This is a genomic window from Serratia sp. PGPR-27 (assembly GCF_022678525.1).
GTDB lineage: Bacteria > Pseudomonadota > Gammaproteobacteria > Enterobacterales > Enterobacteriaceae > Serratia > Serratia nematodiphila.
The window spans coordinates 188,422-202,565 of record NZ_JALBYS010000001.1 but is presented as its reverse complement, the minus strand read 5'-3'; the positions used below and the strand labels follow the sequence as shown (position 1 = coordinate 202,565).

The 14,144-nt window shown below is 59.6% G+C and carries 15 protein-coding genes and 3 tRNA genes; 6 read left to right on the top strand and 12 right to left on the bottom strand.

The annotated features are described in order from the left end of the window. Window positions 1-344: 344 nt before the first annotated feature. The 9 genes from MMS95_RS01015 to MMS95_RS00975 all read right to left on the bottom strand — a co-directional run bounded on the left by MMS95_RS01015 (window position 345) and on the right by MMS95_RS00975 (window position 7,987). Entirely contained in the window at window positions 345-1,622 is a 1,278-nt protein-coding gene (locus tag MMS95_RS01015) for a NupC/NupG family nucleoside CNT transporter (RefSeq protein WP_004933076.1), read from the bottom strand. A 183-nt stretch (window positions 1,623-1,805) separates the two neighbouring features. Continuing rightward, a complete protein-coding gene (locus tag MMS95_RS01010) occupies window positions 1,806-2,588 on the bottom strand; it encodes a TatD family hydrolase (RefSeq protein WP_033631742.1) in 783 nt (260 codons plus the stop codon). Continuing rightward, window positions 2,585-3,703, bottom strand: coding sequence for a patatin family protein (locus MMS95_RS01005; protein WP_033631741.1), 1,119 nt, complete (start codon window positions 3,701-3,703; stop codon window positions 2,585-2,587). The genes MMS95_RS01010 and MMS95_RS01005 overlap by 4 nt, the downstream gene beginning before the upstream one ends. 10 nt (window positions 3,704-3,713) lie before the next feature. Then, window positions 3,714-3,899 (bottom strand): hypothetical protein, encoded by a 186-nt coding sequence (locus MMS95_RS01000; RefSeq protein WP_004933086.1) that lies wholly within the window; start codon window positions 3,897-3,899, stop codon window positions 3,714-3,716. A 68-nt stretch (window positions 3,900-3,967) separates the two neighbouring features. After that, window positions 3,968-4,129, bottom strand: a complete 162-nt coding sequence (locus tag MMS95_RS00995) for a DUF1328 domain-containing protein (RefSeq protein ID WP_004933089.1) — start codon at window positions 4,127-4,129, stop codon at window positions 3,968-3,970. Window positions 4,130-4,290: 161 nt separating this feature from the next. Further along, window positions 4,291-4,905: a molecular chaperone OsmY gene (gene osmY, locus MMS95_RS00990; protein WP_004933091.1), complete on the bottom strand. Its 615-nt coding sequence runs from the start codon at window positions 4,903-4,905 to the stop codon at window positions 4,291-4,293. Window positions 4,906-5,420: 515 nt separating this feature from the next. Next, on the bottom strand, window positions 5,421-7,010 hold the full coding sequence (gene prfC, locus MMS95_RS00985) for a peptide chain release factor 3 (RefSeq protein ID WP_049241937.1): 1,590 nt from the start codon (window positions 7,008-7,010) through the stop codon (window positions 5,421-5,423). Window positions 7,011-7,161: 151 nt separating this feature from the next. Beyond that, window positions 7,162-7,605 carry a ribosomal protein S18-alanine N-acetyltransferase gene (rimI, locus tag MMS95_RS00980; RefSeq protein WP_033631740.1) on the bottom strand — a complete coding sequence of 148 codons (444 nt, stop codon included), beginning with the start codon at window positions 7,603-7,605 and terminating at the stop codon, window positions 7,162-7,164. Beyond that, window positions 7,550-7,987, bottom strand: coding sequence for a DNA polymerase III subunit psi (locus MMS95_RS00975; protein ID WP_242141318.1), 438 nt, complete (start codon window positions 7,985-7,987; stop codon window positions 7,550-7,552). The genes rimI and MMS95_RS00975 overlap by 56 nt, the downstream gene beginning before the upstream one ends. A 146-nt stretch (window positions 7,988-8,133) precedes the next feature. On the opposite strand from MMS95_RS00975, the gene rsmC reads away from it, so the two are divergent. Beyond that, window positions 8,134-9,174, top strand: coding sequence for a 16S rRNA (guanine(1207)-N(2))-methyltransferase RsmC (gene rsmC / locus MMS95_RS00970; RefSeq protein WP_103085927.1), 1,041 nt, complete (start codon window positions 8,134-8,136; stop codon window positions 9,172-9,174). 51 nt (window positions 9,175-9,225) lie between these two features. Here the strand turns inward: rsmC and MMS95_RS00965 are convergent, their stop codons facing one another. Continuing rightward, entirely contained in the window at window positions 9,226-10,218 is a 993-nt protein-coding gene (locus MMS95_RS00965) for an aldo/keto reductase (protein WP_021505389.1), read from the bottom strand. A gap of 118 nt (window positions 10,219-10,336) precedes the next feature. Here MMS95_RS00965 and MMS95_RS00960 point away from each other — a divergent pair, with 118 nt between their 5' ends. From MMS95_RS00960 to MMS95_RS00945, 4 genes are all read left to right on the top strand, one after another. Beyond that, window positions 10,337-11,281, top strand: a complete 945-nt coding sequence (locus MMS95_RS00960) for a LysR family transcriptional regulator (RefSeq protein WP_242141317.1) — start codon at window positions 10,337-10,339, stop codon at window positions 11,279-11,281. A 72-nt stretch (window positions 11,282-11,353) separates the two neighbouring features. Beyond that, window positions 11,354-11,440, top strand: a tRNA-Leu gene (locus MMS95_RS00955). Between the two features lie 36 nt (window positions 11,441-11,476). After that, window positions 11,477-11,563: transfer RNA gene (locus tag MMS95_RS00950), tRNA-Leu, on the top strand. Window positions 11,564-11,605: 42 nt separating this feature from the next. Then, a tRNA-Leu gene (locus tag MMS95_RS00945) sits at window positions 11,606-11,692 on the top strand. 89 nt (window positions 11,693-11,781) lie between these two features. Here the strand turns inward: MMS95_RS00945 and MMS95_RS00940 are convergent. Then, window positions 11,782-12,066, bottom strand: coding sequence for a DUF1435 domain-containing protein (locus tag MMS95_RS00940; RefSeq protein WP_004933115.1), 285 nt, complete (start codon window positions 12,064-12,066; stop codon window positions 11,782-11,784). A 258-nt stretch (window positions 12,067-12,324) separates the two neighbouring features. Here MMS95_RS00940 and MMS95_RS00935 point away from each other — a divergent pair, with 258 nt between their 5' ends. Continuing rightward, window positions 12,325-13,404: a GGDEF domain-containing protein gene (locus MMS95_RS00935; RefSeq protein WP_033631737.1), complete on the top strand. Its 1,080-nt coding sequence runs from the start codon at window positions 12,325-12,327 to the stop codon at window positions 13,402-13,404. 37 nt (window positions 13,405-13,441) lie between these two features. Here MMS95_RS00935 and MMS95_RS00930 read toward each other — a convergent pair whose 3' ends face one another. After that, the gene (locus tag MMS95_RS00930; RefSeq protein ID WP_242141316.1) at window positions 13,442-14,038 is read right to left on the bottom strand and encodes a TetR/AcrR family transcriptional regulator; all 597 of its coding nucleotides are present in this window, start codon (window positions 14,036-14,038) and stop codon (window positions 13,442-13,444) included. Window positions 14,039-14,144 lie beyond the last annotated feature (106 nt).

Sequence of the window (14,144 nt, the reverse complement as noted above, 5' to 3'; positions counted from 1 at the left end):
GTTGGCGAGCGGACTTGGTTCCATGAAGATAGCGCTGGGGAACGGCGTTCCCGCGGCGGCAACTGAGATCCTTCTCACCGCACATGGCCACCCGCCTTGCGGCCGGCCAGTAATAGCTATTTGAACACGAATGCCGGAGGCGATTCGCGTTCATCGTCACACTATATGAAATAGCACTGTAACAGACCGGAATTATATGTGAAGAGCATCACAAAATAACGCGATATCGTTCACAAATTCGCTAAAGAAGCGGCTGAAGATCGCGGGTGCGGCAAACACCCGCGTTGCTTAGAGTATAGGCGGAGTCCCGCGATCGGTCGCGCCGTCGCGGGCTCCGTGATGACTTACAGCGCCAGGAAGAAGCCGGCGATGGTGGCACTCATCAGGTTGGACAGCGTGCCGGCCGCCACGGCCTTCAGACCGAAGCGCGCGATGTCGTGGCGACGGTTGGGCGCCATGCTGCCCAGACCGCCCAGCAAGATCGCCACCGAGGAGAGGTTGGCGAAGCCGCACAGCGCAAAGGAGATGATCGCCTTGGTGTGCGTCGACAGCACCTGCAGGCCTTCCGCCGCCACTACGTCATCCGGGCGCAGATAGGCGCCGAAGTTCATGTAGGCGACGAATTCGTTGACGATGATCTTCTGGCCGATGAACGAACCGGCGGTCATCGCCTCGCTCCACGGCACGCCGATCAGGAAAGCGATCGGCGAGAACACCCAGCCGAGGATCAGTTCAAGCGACAGCTGCGGATAATCGAACCAGCCGCCGATACCGCCGAGAATACCGTTAAGCAAAGCGATCAGCGCGATAAACGCCAGCAGCATCGCACCGACGTTCAGCGCCAGCTGCATGCCGGAAGCCGCGCCGGAAGCCGCCGCATCGATCACGTTGGCCGGACGATCCTCTTCGGCGATCAGCTTCATCGCATCGTCTTTATCGTGGGTCTGCTCGGTTTCCGGCACCATCAGCTTGGCGAACAGCAGCCCGCCCGGCGCGGCCATGAAGGACGCGGCGATCAGATATTCCAGCGGCACGCCCATCTGCGCGTACCCCGCCAACACCGAACCGGCTACCGAGGCCAGGCCGCCGCACATCACGGCGAACAGTTCTGACTGGCTCATGGTGGCGATATAGGGGCGTACCACCAGCGGCGCTTCGGTCTGGCCAACGAAAATGTTGGCGGTCGCCGACAGCGATTCGGTGCGCGAGGTGCCCAGCAGCTTGTGCAGGCCGCCGCCCAACACGCGGATCACCAACTGCATGATGCCGAGGTAGTACAGCACCGCAATCAGCGAGGAGAAGAACACGATCACCGGCAGGACGCGCAGCGCGAATACGAAGCCGCCGCCGCCGAACACCTCGAACATCTTGTCGGACACCAGCCCGCCGAAGATGAACGAAATGCCCTGATTGCCGTAGGCGATAACGTTTGCCACGCCGTTAGACATACTGCCGAGAATGCTGCGGCCCAGCGGCACGTACAGCACCAGCGCGCCGATGCCGACCTGAATGATGAACGCCCACACCACGGTGCGCAATTTGATGGCCCGACGGTTGCTGGAGAGCAGCACCGCAATGGCGATCAGCACCGCCATACCGACCAGACTCATGATGAGTTGCATGCAAAGTTTCCCTGTTGCAAAAAATAAAATACATCCCTGCTCATGAAGAGAGGTCTGCTATTGGAGAGTTTCGGGGGGATTATACTGAGCGAGGTCACCCTCGCACCGATTTATGTCACAAATGTATACAACGAGACGCAAATGAAAATCCTATAACGTGACACAAGTCACGTTATAAGCTCATCAATCCGGCATGGCAAACAGTGACTGGGTATTGCGTTGCAGATGAGCGGCGATCTCGTCGGCCGGTTCCGGCCGCAGCTCGCACAGCGCGTGAAACACCTCGGCGGCACGCTCGGGGCGATTCGGCTGCCCCTGATAACCGGCCAGCGGCATGTCCGGCGCATCCGTCTCCAGCAGCAGCGCCTCAAGCGGCAGCTGCGCCATCACGCCGCGCGTTTTCTGCGCCCGCTCATAGGTGATGGTGCCGCCCACGCCGATGTAATAGCCGAGGCGGATAAACGCCTGCGCCTGCGACAGGCTGCCGGCGAAGCCGTGCACCACGCCGCGACGCGGCAGCTGCATGCGCCGCAGCGCCGCGGCCAGCTGATCGTGGGTACGCCGCGAGTGCAGGATCACCGGCAGGTCATGCTGTTTCGCCAGCCTCAGTTGGGCCAGCAGCACGCTTTGCTGGCGCTCGAACTGCGGGTTGTCCATATACAGATCGAGCCCGATCTCCCCCACCGCCACCAGCTTGCGCGGCCGTTCGGCCAACAGCGCCGCCAGCTGTTCCAGCTGCGGCTCATGATGCTGCGCGATATACAGCGGGTGCAGCCCCAACGCGGCGAACAGCGGCGCGTGATCCTGCGCCAGCCGCAGCACCCGCGTGAAGCGATCGGCGGTAACCGTCGGGACGATGATGCGCTGCACGCCGGCGCTTGCCGCCCGCGTCAGGCTCTCGGCCTCATGTCCGGTAAAGGGCGGGAAATCGAAATGGCAGTGGGTGTCGGTAAAGGCGTAGCTCACAGCGCGCCCCCTTCACCCGGCGGCAGATCGCCCGGCAGAATGAGCTTCGGCGCCGCCACCGCAGCCTCCGGCTGCGCCGTGAGATCGGGCGACATGGCGATGTCGGTCACGATCGGCGAAGGCATTCTGACGTTCTCCGGCTGGATCAGGCGGCGCGACAACGATTTTTGCACCTTGATACCGTCCGGTTCCTGCTGCGCCATCCACTGGCCGACGGTGGCCAGGAAGTAGCGGCCGCAGCGGCGCCCCAGGTGATAATCCTGATTGAGCGCCCCCAGTCGGCTGCCCAGCGCATTGCTGGCCAGCGGCTTAGGCGGGAAGATCTCGAAGATGCGCAGCTTGCCCGGCGGCTTCTCGATAAAGCGCTGGATGCGGTGATAGCTTTGCTCATGATGCTGCAGGATGCGCACCATCTGCTGCAGGCTGCTGTCGCTCAGCCAGTGCTCCATGCGCTTCATCCACTGCGGGGTGTAGTACATTTGCGAAGGCACGGTGCGGATCACCACGATGGTGTCGGCGCCGCGGCGGTAGGCCTCTTCCACCGGGATCGCATCGCTGATGCCGCCGTCCTGATAGCTGACGCCGTCCAACTCCACGCCCTGACGGTAAAAGCCGGGAATGGCGCTGGACGCCTTGATGGCCGGCAGCCAGCGTTCACGCTGCGCCGGCAGATAGGCCGGTTCGAAATCGTCGCTGCGGCAGGCGCACAGCAGGAATTCGCGCCCGTCGATAAAATGCTGTTCCGCCACGTCCATCGCCAGCGGCATCTGCGCCGCCGCCGTATCAACCAGCCAATCGAGATCGATCAGATGCCCGCCGCGCACGAAGCGCAGCGGATTGAAGAACTGGGCCGAGGTGGTGTAACGGGTGATCACCCGGCGCGCGTAGCCCATCTGCCCGCAGATATAGGCGGACAGATTTTGCGCGCCGGCCGACGTGCCAATCAGCAGATCGAAAGGGTTAAAGCCCGCGCGCTGGAACTCGTCCAGCACGCCGGCGGTGAAAATGCCGCGCTGGCCGCCGCCTTCGCAGACCAACGCCATCTTGCCTGGCCGAAAGGGTTTAGACGCCAGCGGTTCTATATTGCCGAGCGTGATGGGTATTCTGTATCCCAACTTGGCATCCTCAGTGAGACGTTTTCTCCGAGGATACCGCGTCTCGCTCTCTTCCGTAATCCTCTTGCAGCACGCCGACGAGGAAATCATTGCTGCCGGCCAACCAGGCACCATCGCTGCCGGACCATTCGGCCCACGCCTGCCATACCTGACCTTTCAGCTGTTTCCAGCGCCCGACGATAATGTCGCTGTTCATGGCCGGCCCTCCCCGAGGTGAGAAAAGGAATTAAGCTTTGTTACAGTTTGCAGGAAAATGCCGGCTGGCTAAGGGCGCCGACGGCCGGTGAACAGGCTGACCAGGAACAGGATGATGCCGACAACGAACACGACTTTGGCGGCCCAGGCGGCGGTGCCCGCCAGCGAACCGAACCCCAGTGCCGCAGCGATAAGCGCGATGACTAAAAAGATAATGCCCCAACGAAACATAAGCTTCTCCTTACCATTGTGAAAAAATTCGCTGCCGTCTACCGCCCCGACAACGGGACATCGACGGCAAATCAGTTTCTTTTTTTGGTGGTACACGTCGGGCCGCCTTCACGGCCCGACAGATGCGGCTTGTTGTTACTTGTTACGGGCGCCTGGCGGGATTACGGCTTGACCACCAGGTCGTTTTTCACGCTTTTCACGCCGTCGATAGCCTTGGCGATGCTTTCGGCACGCTCAGACTGCGCCTGCGTTTTCACCTCACCGGAAAGCTGCACCACGCCATCGGTGGTTTCCACTTTCACATTGCGCGACGGCACGATGTCATCGGCCAGCAGCTTGGCTTTCAGCTCGCTGGTGGTGGCGGTGTCGCCGGCATACGATTTGATCGACTGGTTGGCTTCATCTTTCACGTGCAGCTTGTCGCTGACGGTTTTGACGCCTTCCACCTTACCGGCAACCGCAACCGCATGCTCCGCCTGCGCCTGGCTGCCGACAAACCCGCTCAGGATCACGGTGCCTTTTTCGGTTTTCACCGAAATGTCAGTGCTTTTGATGGTTTTATCGTCCACCAACGCACTTTTAACTTTAGCCGTTATCGCGCTGTCATCCATGTAACCGTCAACTTTTTTCATGGAGCTATCGATTTTGGCACCGGCACTGTCCGCGGCGTTAGACGCCTTGTTGAGCAGACTGTCTTCAGCCAGCGCAGTGCCGCTCACCAAAGCAGAACCCAAAACAACAGCCATCAGCGAGTGTGCAAATTTGGTCTTTTTCATCGATCTCTTCCTTTTGTTGGGGGCCCCAGCGCCAGAGCGCCGGAACCCTTCAGCCGCCTTCACGCGGCCTCTCGGTAAATACTTCATCATCGCTATACGATTAAGCGTTCACGACAGGAATATTGCAACCGCCGTGCCAACTCCATAAACACCTTAAAAATCAAACAAAAAAAGCATTGAGTCGGATTTTTAATCAAAAAACTGTCGCCTATTGACGACAGACTAAGTGACACGAAACGGTAAAACAGTCATCTCATTGATATTTAAGGAAACATACTGTCGCCTATCGGCAACACATCAGAATAATTCACCAAACAATCAGCGTATTACAGTGATTTACTCTCAAGCAATGTGCGGACATCTCGTTAAAGATAGACCATGCGGCGGAAAACGCAGGCCTAACGAACGCTGCCTGGCGATATCGGTTTTCGGCATAAAAGGTGAGGAAGTTTTATTAATTAGCGGAGTGAGGATGAGGGAGGTTGGCAGGGCGCACCGGGCGCCCTGCCGATTTATCAGTGTTCGCGGGTTTTGCGGAAGGTCACGTCAGGATAGCGTTCCTGCGTCAGGTTGAGGTTCACCATGGTCGGCGCGATGTAGGACAGGTTGTCCCCACCGTCCAGCGCCAGGTTGATCTCGTTCTTGCGCTTGAACTCTTCGAACTTCTTCACGTCGTCGCACTCGACCCAGCGCGCGGTCGACACGTTGACCGACTCATACAGCGCTTCCACGTTGTACTCGCTCTTCAAGCGCGCCACCACCACGTCGAACTGCAGCACGCCGACCGCGCCGACGATCAGATCGTTGTTGGCGATCGGGCGGAACACCTGCACCGCGCCCTCTTCGGACAGCTGCACCAGCCCCTTCAGCAGCTGTTTCTGCTTCAGCGGATCGCGCAGGCGAATGCGACGGAACAGTTCCGGCGCGAAGTTCGGGATGCCGGTGAACTTCATGTCTTCACCCTGGGTGAAGGTATCGCCGATCTGGATGGTGCCATGGTTGTGCAGACCGATGATGTCGCCCGGGTAGGCTTCTTCCACGTGCGAACGGTCGCCGGCCATAAAGGTCAGCGCATCGGAGATCACCACGTCTTTGCCGGTGCGCACCTGGCGCAGCTTCATGCCCTTCTCATAACGGCCGGACACCACACGCATAAAGGCCACGCGGTCGCGGTGCTTCGGATCCATGTTGGCCTGGATCTTGAACACGAAGCCGGTGAATTTCTCTTCCGCCGCCGTCACTTCGCGGGTGTCGGTTTTGCGCGGCATCGGCGCCGGCGCCCAGGCCACCAGGCCGTCCAGCATGTGATCCACGCCGAAGTTGCCGAGTGCGGTACCGAAGAACACCGGGGTCAGTTCGCCGCTCAGGAAAGCCTCCTGATCGAACTCATGGGAAGCGCCCTGCACCAGTTCCAGCTCATCGCGCAGCTGCGCCGCCAGATCTTCGCCCACGGCGACATCCAGTTCCGGGTTATTCAGGCCTTTGACGATGCGCACTTCCTGAATGGTGTGGCCTTTACCGGTCTGATACAGGTAGGTTTCATCCTTGTACAGGTGGTAAACGCCTTTGAACAGCTTGCCGCAGCCGATCGGCCAGGTGATGGGCGAGCAGGCGATCTTCAGTTCACGCTCAACTTCGTCCATCACTTCCATCGGATCGCGGATGTCGCGGTCCAGTTTGTTCATGAAGGTCAGGATCGGCGTGTCGCGCAAACGGGTGACTTCCATCAGTTTGCGGGTGCGATCCTCAACGCCCTTGGCGGCGTCGATCACCATCAGACAGCAGTCGACGGCGGTCAGGGTACGGTAAGTATCTTCGGAGAAGTCTTCGTGCCCCGGGGTGTCCAGCAGGTTGACCAGGCTGTCGCGATACGGGAACTGCATCACCGAGGTGGTGATCGAGATCCCACGCTGCTTTTCCATTTCCATCCAGTCGGATTTGGCGTGCTGGCTGGAGCCGCGGCCTTTTACCGTACCGGCGGTCTGGATCGCCTGTCCGAACAGCAGCACTTTTTCGGTAATGGTGGTCTTACCGGCATCGGGGTGCGAGATGATGGCGAAAGTTCTTCTTTTGGAGACTTCGCGGGCAAATTCACTAGGAGACATGGTTTTCAGGTTCTACGGTTAGTCCGCCCTGCGACATCATCAGAACGCGCCGATCGCGGCGCCGGGCAAAGCGGTGAATAAAAGATAACAGCCGGGCATTTTCGCCGATTTGCCAACCGGTGACAATCAATGCTTTTTCCGGCCGGGCTGATTACGCCAGCGGCAGCGCCATCACGATCGCGTCTTCGCGGCCGTGGGCGCTCGGGTAATAATTGCGGCGCACGGTGACTTCGTTGAAACCGAGATCTTCATACAGCGCGATCGCCGCCTGGTTGGAGGCGCGCACCTCCAGCCACAGCGTGACCACGCCGCGGCTCTCCAGCTGTTCGATCAACGCGTTGAGCAGCAGGCGGCCAAAGCCCCGGCGCTGGTGCTGCGGATGAATGGCGATGTTGAACAGCGTGGCTTCGTCCAGCACGATCTGCGTGATGGCGAATCCCGCCATCTCCCCATCGGCGCTCAGCTTCAGGTTAAGGTAGCGATCGCCCTGATTGCTGGCGAAGGTGGTTTCCGTCCAGGGGAAAGCGTGGCTGGCTTGCTCAATGTTGAAGGCCGTGGCCAGGTCGGCCGCCGTCAGGGTAGAAATCGTGTTCATGATGACAAATCTGCTGCCAGAGGGCGCGTTTGGCCCCCGCGTCTTGGGAAAGCTCGGCCAGCGCCGGGCTGTGTAGCTGCGCGCCGGCGACCGCGAGCGGTTCCGTCACGCCCAGCCGCCAACTGTTGCATGTGGTCTCTGCAGGCAGCATCGCCGCCTGTTCCGGCGTCAGGCTGTAGGTTTGCGCCGGCGTCAGCCCCAGGCTGCGCAGCACGTCGCAAAACAGCGGATCGTCGGGTGCGGGCAGCGTCTGCGCGACCACCAGCAGGCGCGCCTCGGGCGGCAGACTGACCGCCACTTCGCCCTGCAACACGCCCGGGCGGCGCAATGTCCACTGCGTAATACCCAGTTGTTGTAACAGCCAGTCGCGTTTTGATGCCATGCCGATTCCTACCCGTTGTGGTGCGCCATGCCTGCCATGCGCCGCGCTATGCTAACAAACCCGCGCAGCCCGCGCCAACAAACCCGTCGAACATATCGCCACAAAGCTCTATAATCCCCGGTCTCATTTCCAGGAGCCAATATCTGATGTCTGCATTAACCCCCGCCAGTGAAGTCATGCTGCGCCACAGTGATGAATTTATCGAACGCCGCGTGCTGTTTGCCGGCGACCTGCAGGACAGCCTGCCGGCCCAATTCGAGGCCGCGGACGTGCGCGTCCACACTCAGCATTACCATCACTGGCAGTTACTGAACCGGACGATGGGCGATAACGTGCAGTTCGGTTTGACCGTCGATCCCGCTTTCGTCGCCGACTGCGACACGCTGGTTTACTACTGGCCAAAGAGCAAGCAGGAAGCGCAATTCCAGCTGTGCAACCTGCTGGCGCTGCTGCCGGTGGGCGCGGACGTGTTCGTGGTCGGTGAAAACCGCAGCGGCGTGCGCAGCGCCGAGCCAACGCTGGAAGGCCACGTCACGCTGGTGAAAATCGACAGCGCGCGCCGCTGCGGCCTGTATCACGGCCGCCTGGACGCGCAGACCGAGTTCGACCTGAACGAGTGGTGGGACAGCTATCAGCTGCACGATCTGGAAGTGAAAACGCTGCCGGGCGTGTTCAGCCGCGACGGCCTGGACGTCGGCAGCTCGCTGCTGCTGTCGACGCTGGAAAAACACATGAAAGGCAAGGTGCTGGACATCGGCTGCGGCGCCGGCGTCATGGCCTCGGTGATGGCCAAGCTGTCGCCGAAGGTGAAACTGACCCTCAGCGACGTCAATGCCGCCGCGGTGGAATCCAGCCGCGCAACGCTGGCCGCCAACGGCATCGAAGGCGAAGTGATCGTCAGCAACGTTTACTCCGATATCACCGGCCGTTTCGACATGATCATCTCCAACCCGCCGTTCCACGACGGGCTGCAGACCAGCCTGACCGCTGCCGAAACGCTGATCCGCGGCGCGGTGAAGCACCTGCCGATCGGCGGCCAGCTGCGCATCGTCGCCAACGCCTTCCTGCCCTACCCGGACATTCTGGACGCCACCTTCGGCAGCCACGAAGTGCTGGCGCAAAACGGCCGCTTCAAGGTGTACCAGGCGACCGTCGGCCGTCCGCCGCGCGCGCCGAAGAAAAAATAAGTTTCCGTTGGCGGAAAACGACAGAGCGCGGCCCGAGGCCGCGCTTTTTTTTTAGCCGTTGATATAGGTCATCGACTCCGCGCCGTAGCGATCGCCGGCCGCCGCGCTCAGCGGAAACACCGCTTCTATCGCCGCCAGTTCAGCCGCGCTCAGCGCGATCTCCGCCGCGGCGACGTTCTCTTCCAGATAGCGACGGCGTTTGGTGCCGGGGATCGGCACAATGTGTTCGCCCTGCGCCAATACCCAGGCCAGCGCCAACTGAGAAGGCTTGACGCCCTTCTGCGCCGCCAGCTCGCTCACCTTCTCCACCAGCGCCAGGTTGCGAGCGAAGTTTTCCCCCTGGAAGCGCGGGTTACTGCGGCGGAAATCGTCCTCGGCCAGATCCTCCGGCCGCCGGATAGCGCCGGTGAGGAAACCGCGCCCTAACGGGCTGTAGGGCACAAAACCGATGCCCAGGCGCTCGCAGGCCGCCAGCACGCCCTGCTCGGCGTCGCGCGTCCACAGCGAATATTCGGTCTGCAGCGCGGTGATCGGATGCACCTTGTGCGCCCGCTCCAGCGTGGCGACCGACGCCTCGCTCAGGCCGATGTGGCGGATCTTGCCTTCGCGGATCAGATCCGCCATCGTGCCGACGACGTCTTCGATCGGCACTTGCGGATCGACCCGGTGCTGATAATAGAGATCGATCTCCTCCACGCCCAAGCGCCGCAGGCTACCCTCTACGGAGCGCCGGATATACTCGGGCCGGCTGCTGACGCCGCGCGCCGAAGGATCCGCCGGATCGCGCAGGATGCCGAACTTGGTGGCCAGGAACACCTGTTGCCGCTTGCCCCTGATCGCCTCCCCCACCAGCTCTTCGTTGGTGTGCGGCCCGTACATGTCGGCGGTGTCGAGCAGCGTGACGCCCAACTCCAGCGCCCGGTGCAGCGTGGCGATGGCCTCCTGCCGATCGGCGCCGGTGGAATAGAAGTCGCTCATGCCCATGCACCCCAGCCCCAGGGCGGAGACGACGGGACCGTTGGAACCGAGTTTACGTTGTTGCATTGTGCTGCCCTCATGCGGTGAATGGATAACGCAGCAAAGTCTGGTTGTTTACGCGACAAAGATAAATAATGCAGATTGCACATCACTGTTCAAAAATCACCAACAATCCGGAGTGGACATGGATCAGGTTCAAGCCATGCGCATTTTTACCCGCATCGTCGAACTGGGTAGCTTCAGCCGGGCGGCCGAACGCCTGCAGCTGCCGCGCGCCACGGTCAGCAACGCGCTGAAACGGCTGGAACAGCGGCTGGGCGTGCGCCTGCTGATCCGCACCACCCGCCAGGTGCAGGTGACCAGCGAAGGCAGCCTCTATTACCAGCGCTGCGTACAGCTGCTGGGGGCGCTGGAAGAGGCGGACACGTTGTTCAGCCAGCATAAGCTGCAGCCGTCCGGCAAGGTGCGCATCGATATGCCCCATTCGCTGGCGCGCGAGGTGGTGATTCCGGCGCTGGACGACTTTTATCGGCGGTATCCCGACATCACGCTGGCGCTGGGCGCCAACGACACCCACGTCGATCTGTTGCGCGAAGGCGTGGACTGCGTGCTGCGCGCCTGGGAAACCGAAGACGACGGCCTGGCGGCGCGGCGCATCGCCCAGCTGCCGCAGGTCACCTGCGCTTCCCCCGCTTATCTGCAGGTCCACGGTACGCCGCTTGACATCGATAGCTTGGAGCCGCATCGCGCGGTGGGGTATTTTTCACTGGCCAGCAACCGCGATTACCCGCTGGAATTCTGCCGCGGCGGCAAGCTGGAACTGCGCGAGCTGCCCGCCCGGCTCAGCGTCAACGGCGCCGACGCCTACATCGCCGGCGCACGCGCCGGCATGGGATTGATTCAGGCGGCGCGCTATTCGCTGGCGCCCTGGCTGAAACAGGGAGAGCTGGTGGAAGTGTTGGCGGACACGCCGCCTCCGCCAATGCCGATTTACATCATGTATCCGCCCGGCCGTTTCCTGGCGCCGCGGGTCAGGGTGTTGATTGATTGGCTGATTTGGCTGTTTGACCAGCAGAAAAGCGGCGATATGGCTGTTTTTCCAGCAAACGCCCGCAAAGCGGGGAAATAACTGTTGACGTGCCCGCCAAAATCTCTAGAATTCGCCTCCGTGGTAACGTTACTCCGGTAATGTTTCTGGTACGCGAAGGTGGCGGAATTGGTAGACGCGCTAGCTTCAGGTGTTAGTGTCCTTACGGACGTGAGGGTTCAAGTCCCTCTCTTCGCACCAAATAACCACATGATTTATATTGCACTCAGCATCGATGCGAAGGTGGCGGAATTGGTAGACGCGCTAGCTTCAGGTGTTAGTGTTCTTACGGACGTGAGGGTTCAAGTCCCTCTCTTCGCACCAAGCTGGCGACGTAATATAAATCAAAGCAACAACATCGACTGTGCGAAGGTGGCGGAATTGGTAGACGCGCTAGCTTCAGGTGTTAGTGTCCTTACGGACGTGAGGGTTCAAGTCCCTCTCTTCGCACCAATTGATGATCTCTCCGGTAGTTCCTTCGAAAAAATCCCAACGCATTGATGATAAACACGCTTAAGCGTGGTTTTGCCGTTTCTGGCGTTTCACCCAAAGCTGAAGTTGAGGCTGACTGCCGCCAGGCCGCCCGCCAGCGCCATGCAGGAAGGCAGCAGCAGATAGTGGCGCAGCCGGCTATTGAACAGCATCACCAGCGTGGCCAACATCGCTATCACGATCAGGGTGCGCAACTGCAGCATATCCAGGTTGATCAAGGCCAGCAGCGGCATCAACGCACAAGGTAGCAAAACGCCCCAGGCGCTGGCCAGGCGATCCCCGAGGCACCAACTGACGCCCCACAGCCCGCACGCGGCAATCATGGCAGTGAGCATGACCCCCTCCTTAAGTGATAATGATAACCAATATCATATAACACTTTTTTGGCCGCTGCATCATTTTCACTGCGCTGACCAAACTCAGATGACACCAGCAGGAAAAAATGATAATTTGACATAAGAAAATTCCTAGTCCTGTTTGCATGATAATAATCACAATCCTCAACCATGCAATTCAAGTGGATATTCGCGCCAAAGGAATGCTTCTCAACCTTAATTATTCGACAGAACGACTTTGCAAAGAGTGACCTCCGTATGAACGCCCGTTCTTATCAGGAATTACTGAACAGCAAGCAGCGCCTGGCATTATTTCTTTTTCTGATAATGAATGCCGCCTCTTCCGTATTTACATTATTGTTCCCTTTTAGGGATACGCCCGCATTTACCCTACCTTTATTATGTATACCGCTATTTTGTCTGGTAGCGGCGCTATTTTCCCTGCAAACACCACGTAACTATTTGTGCAAACTCAACCTGTTCGCCAGCGTACTCGGCCTGCTCTGGGCCGCACATATTTACGTTAAAAGTCAATATTGCCTACCGAATAACCAAGATTTTTTATTAATTAGTTTGTTTAGCATCTTTTTTATCAGCGCTATTTCTCTGACGGATAACTTTACCGCCTTTTGTTTACACGCCGTACCTTCCGCAATGATGATCCTGGCTTTAGACGGCATGCATAATACCCTGCGGATATTATTCACCACGCTATTACCTATTATCGCTTTCTCCATTCATCACCTGATGTTGAAACGCAGTGAAATCTTTACCCACGCGCTGGTGGCCAACCTGTATAACGAGCGGGACAAATTCAATAATTTGAGCATGCTCGATCCCCTGACCGGCCTTTATAACCGACGTGGGCTGGAGAATAAGATCACTATGCTGCTGGAACCGCAAACCGGCCACCATTACGTGCTATTGCTGGATATCGACCACTTCAAGGTCTACAACGACAGCTACGGCCACGCCATGGGCGATCGGGCTTTGGTGCAGGTGGCGGTCGCCATCCGCGATGCGGTGCGTTCGCGCGATATCGTGGTGCGTTACGGCGGGGAAGAGTTTTTGGTGCTGCTGACCAACGTGCACGAAGGCTACGCGGCGCAGCTGGCCGAGCGGGTGCGCCAACGCGTGGCGGAACTGAACATCCCGCACGGCGCCAGCCCGCAGCACAGCGGCACGCTGACGCTTAGCGCCGGCATCTCCGCGCTGGAAAAACTGGACATCGAATCGGCGATAGGCGCAGCCGACGCCGCGCTCTATCTGGCGAAACACAGCGGCCGCAACAATATCCAGCTGGCGCAAAACGTCCAGCCCGTCGTCATTCACCCTTAAGCCGCCGCCGAAACGGCGCGGCGGCCGTCAGTAAAACTTAAGCAAAGGTGGAACGAAGCCCGTTCAACAACAGGTTCAAACTGGCCAAGGCCTGCTCCAGCGCCACGTCTTTTTCCGGCTGATGGGCGACCCACAGCGCAGCATCCATCAGGCCGCCATTGATTAAATGCGCCAGCGCTTCCGGTTCGGCGGTAGCGATACGCCGCTGCGCCATCAACGCCTGTAAGGCCCCCGTCATCCAGGTGATGCAACCCAGCTTGCTGGCCTGCAGATAGTCGGCTCCCAGCACCGAGGGCGAATCACGCAACAGAATGCGCTGCGATTGCGGCTCCGTCATCATGATCAGATAACCGCGGCAACGCCCCGCGAAGGCCTCCCAGTCATCCGGCGTGCTCGCGGTAATGTCGGCCAGGCGCGCATCCATTTCGGCGTCGATTTCCTGCACGACGGCCAAAAACAATCCCTTCTTGTCGCCAAAATGGTGATAGAGCGCACCGCGCGTCATACCGGCTTGCGCAGTAAGCTCATCCATCACCGTCTCGGCATACCCCACGCCGCCGAACTGCTGACGGGCGGCCGCCACCAGCTTACGCCGGGTTTCTTCAATCATTTCTGTGCGCGCTTTACGTGCCATGGATTCACTCCCGTCTTGCCATTGATGACGTTATAATTGACATACGCCATGTATGTCAATTAACGTAACATACGTGGCGTATGTCAATGATGGGCATTGCGCGAAT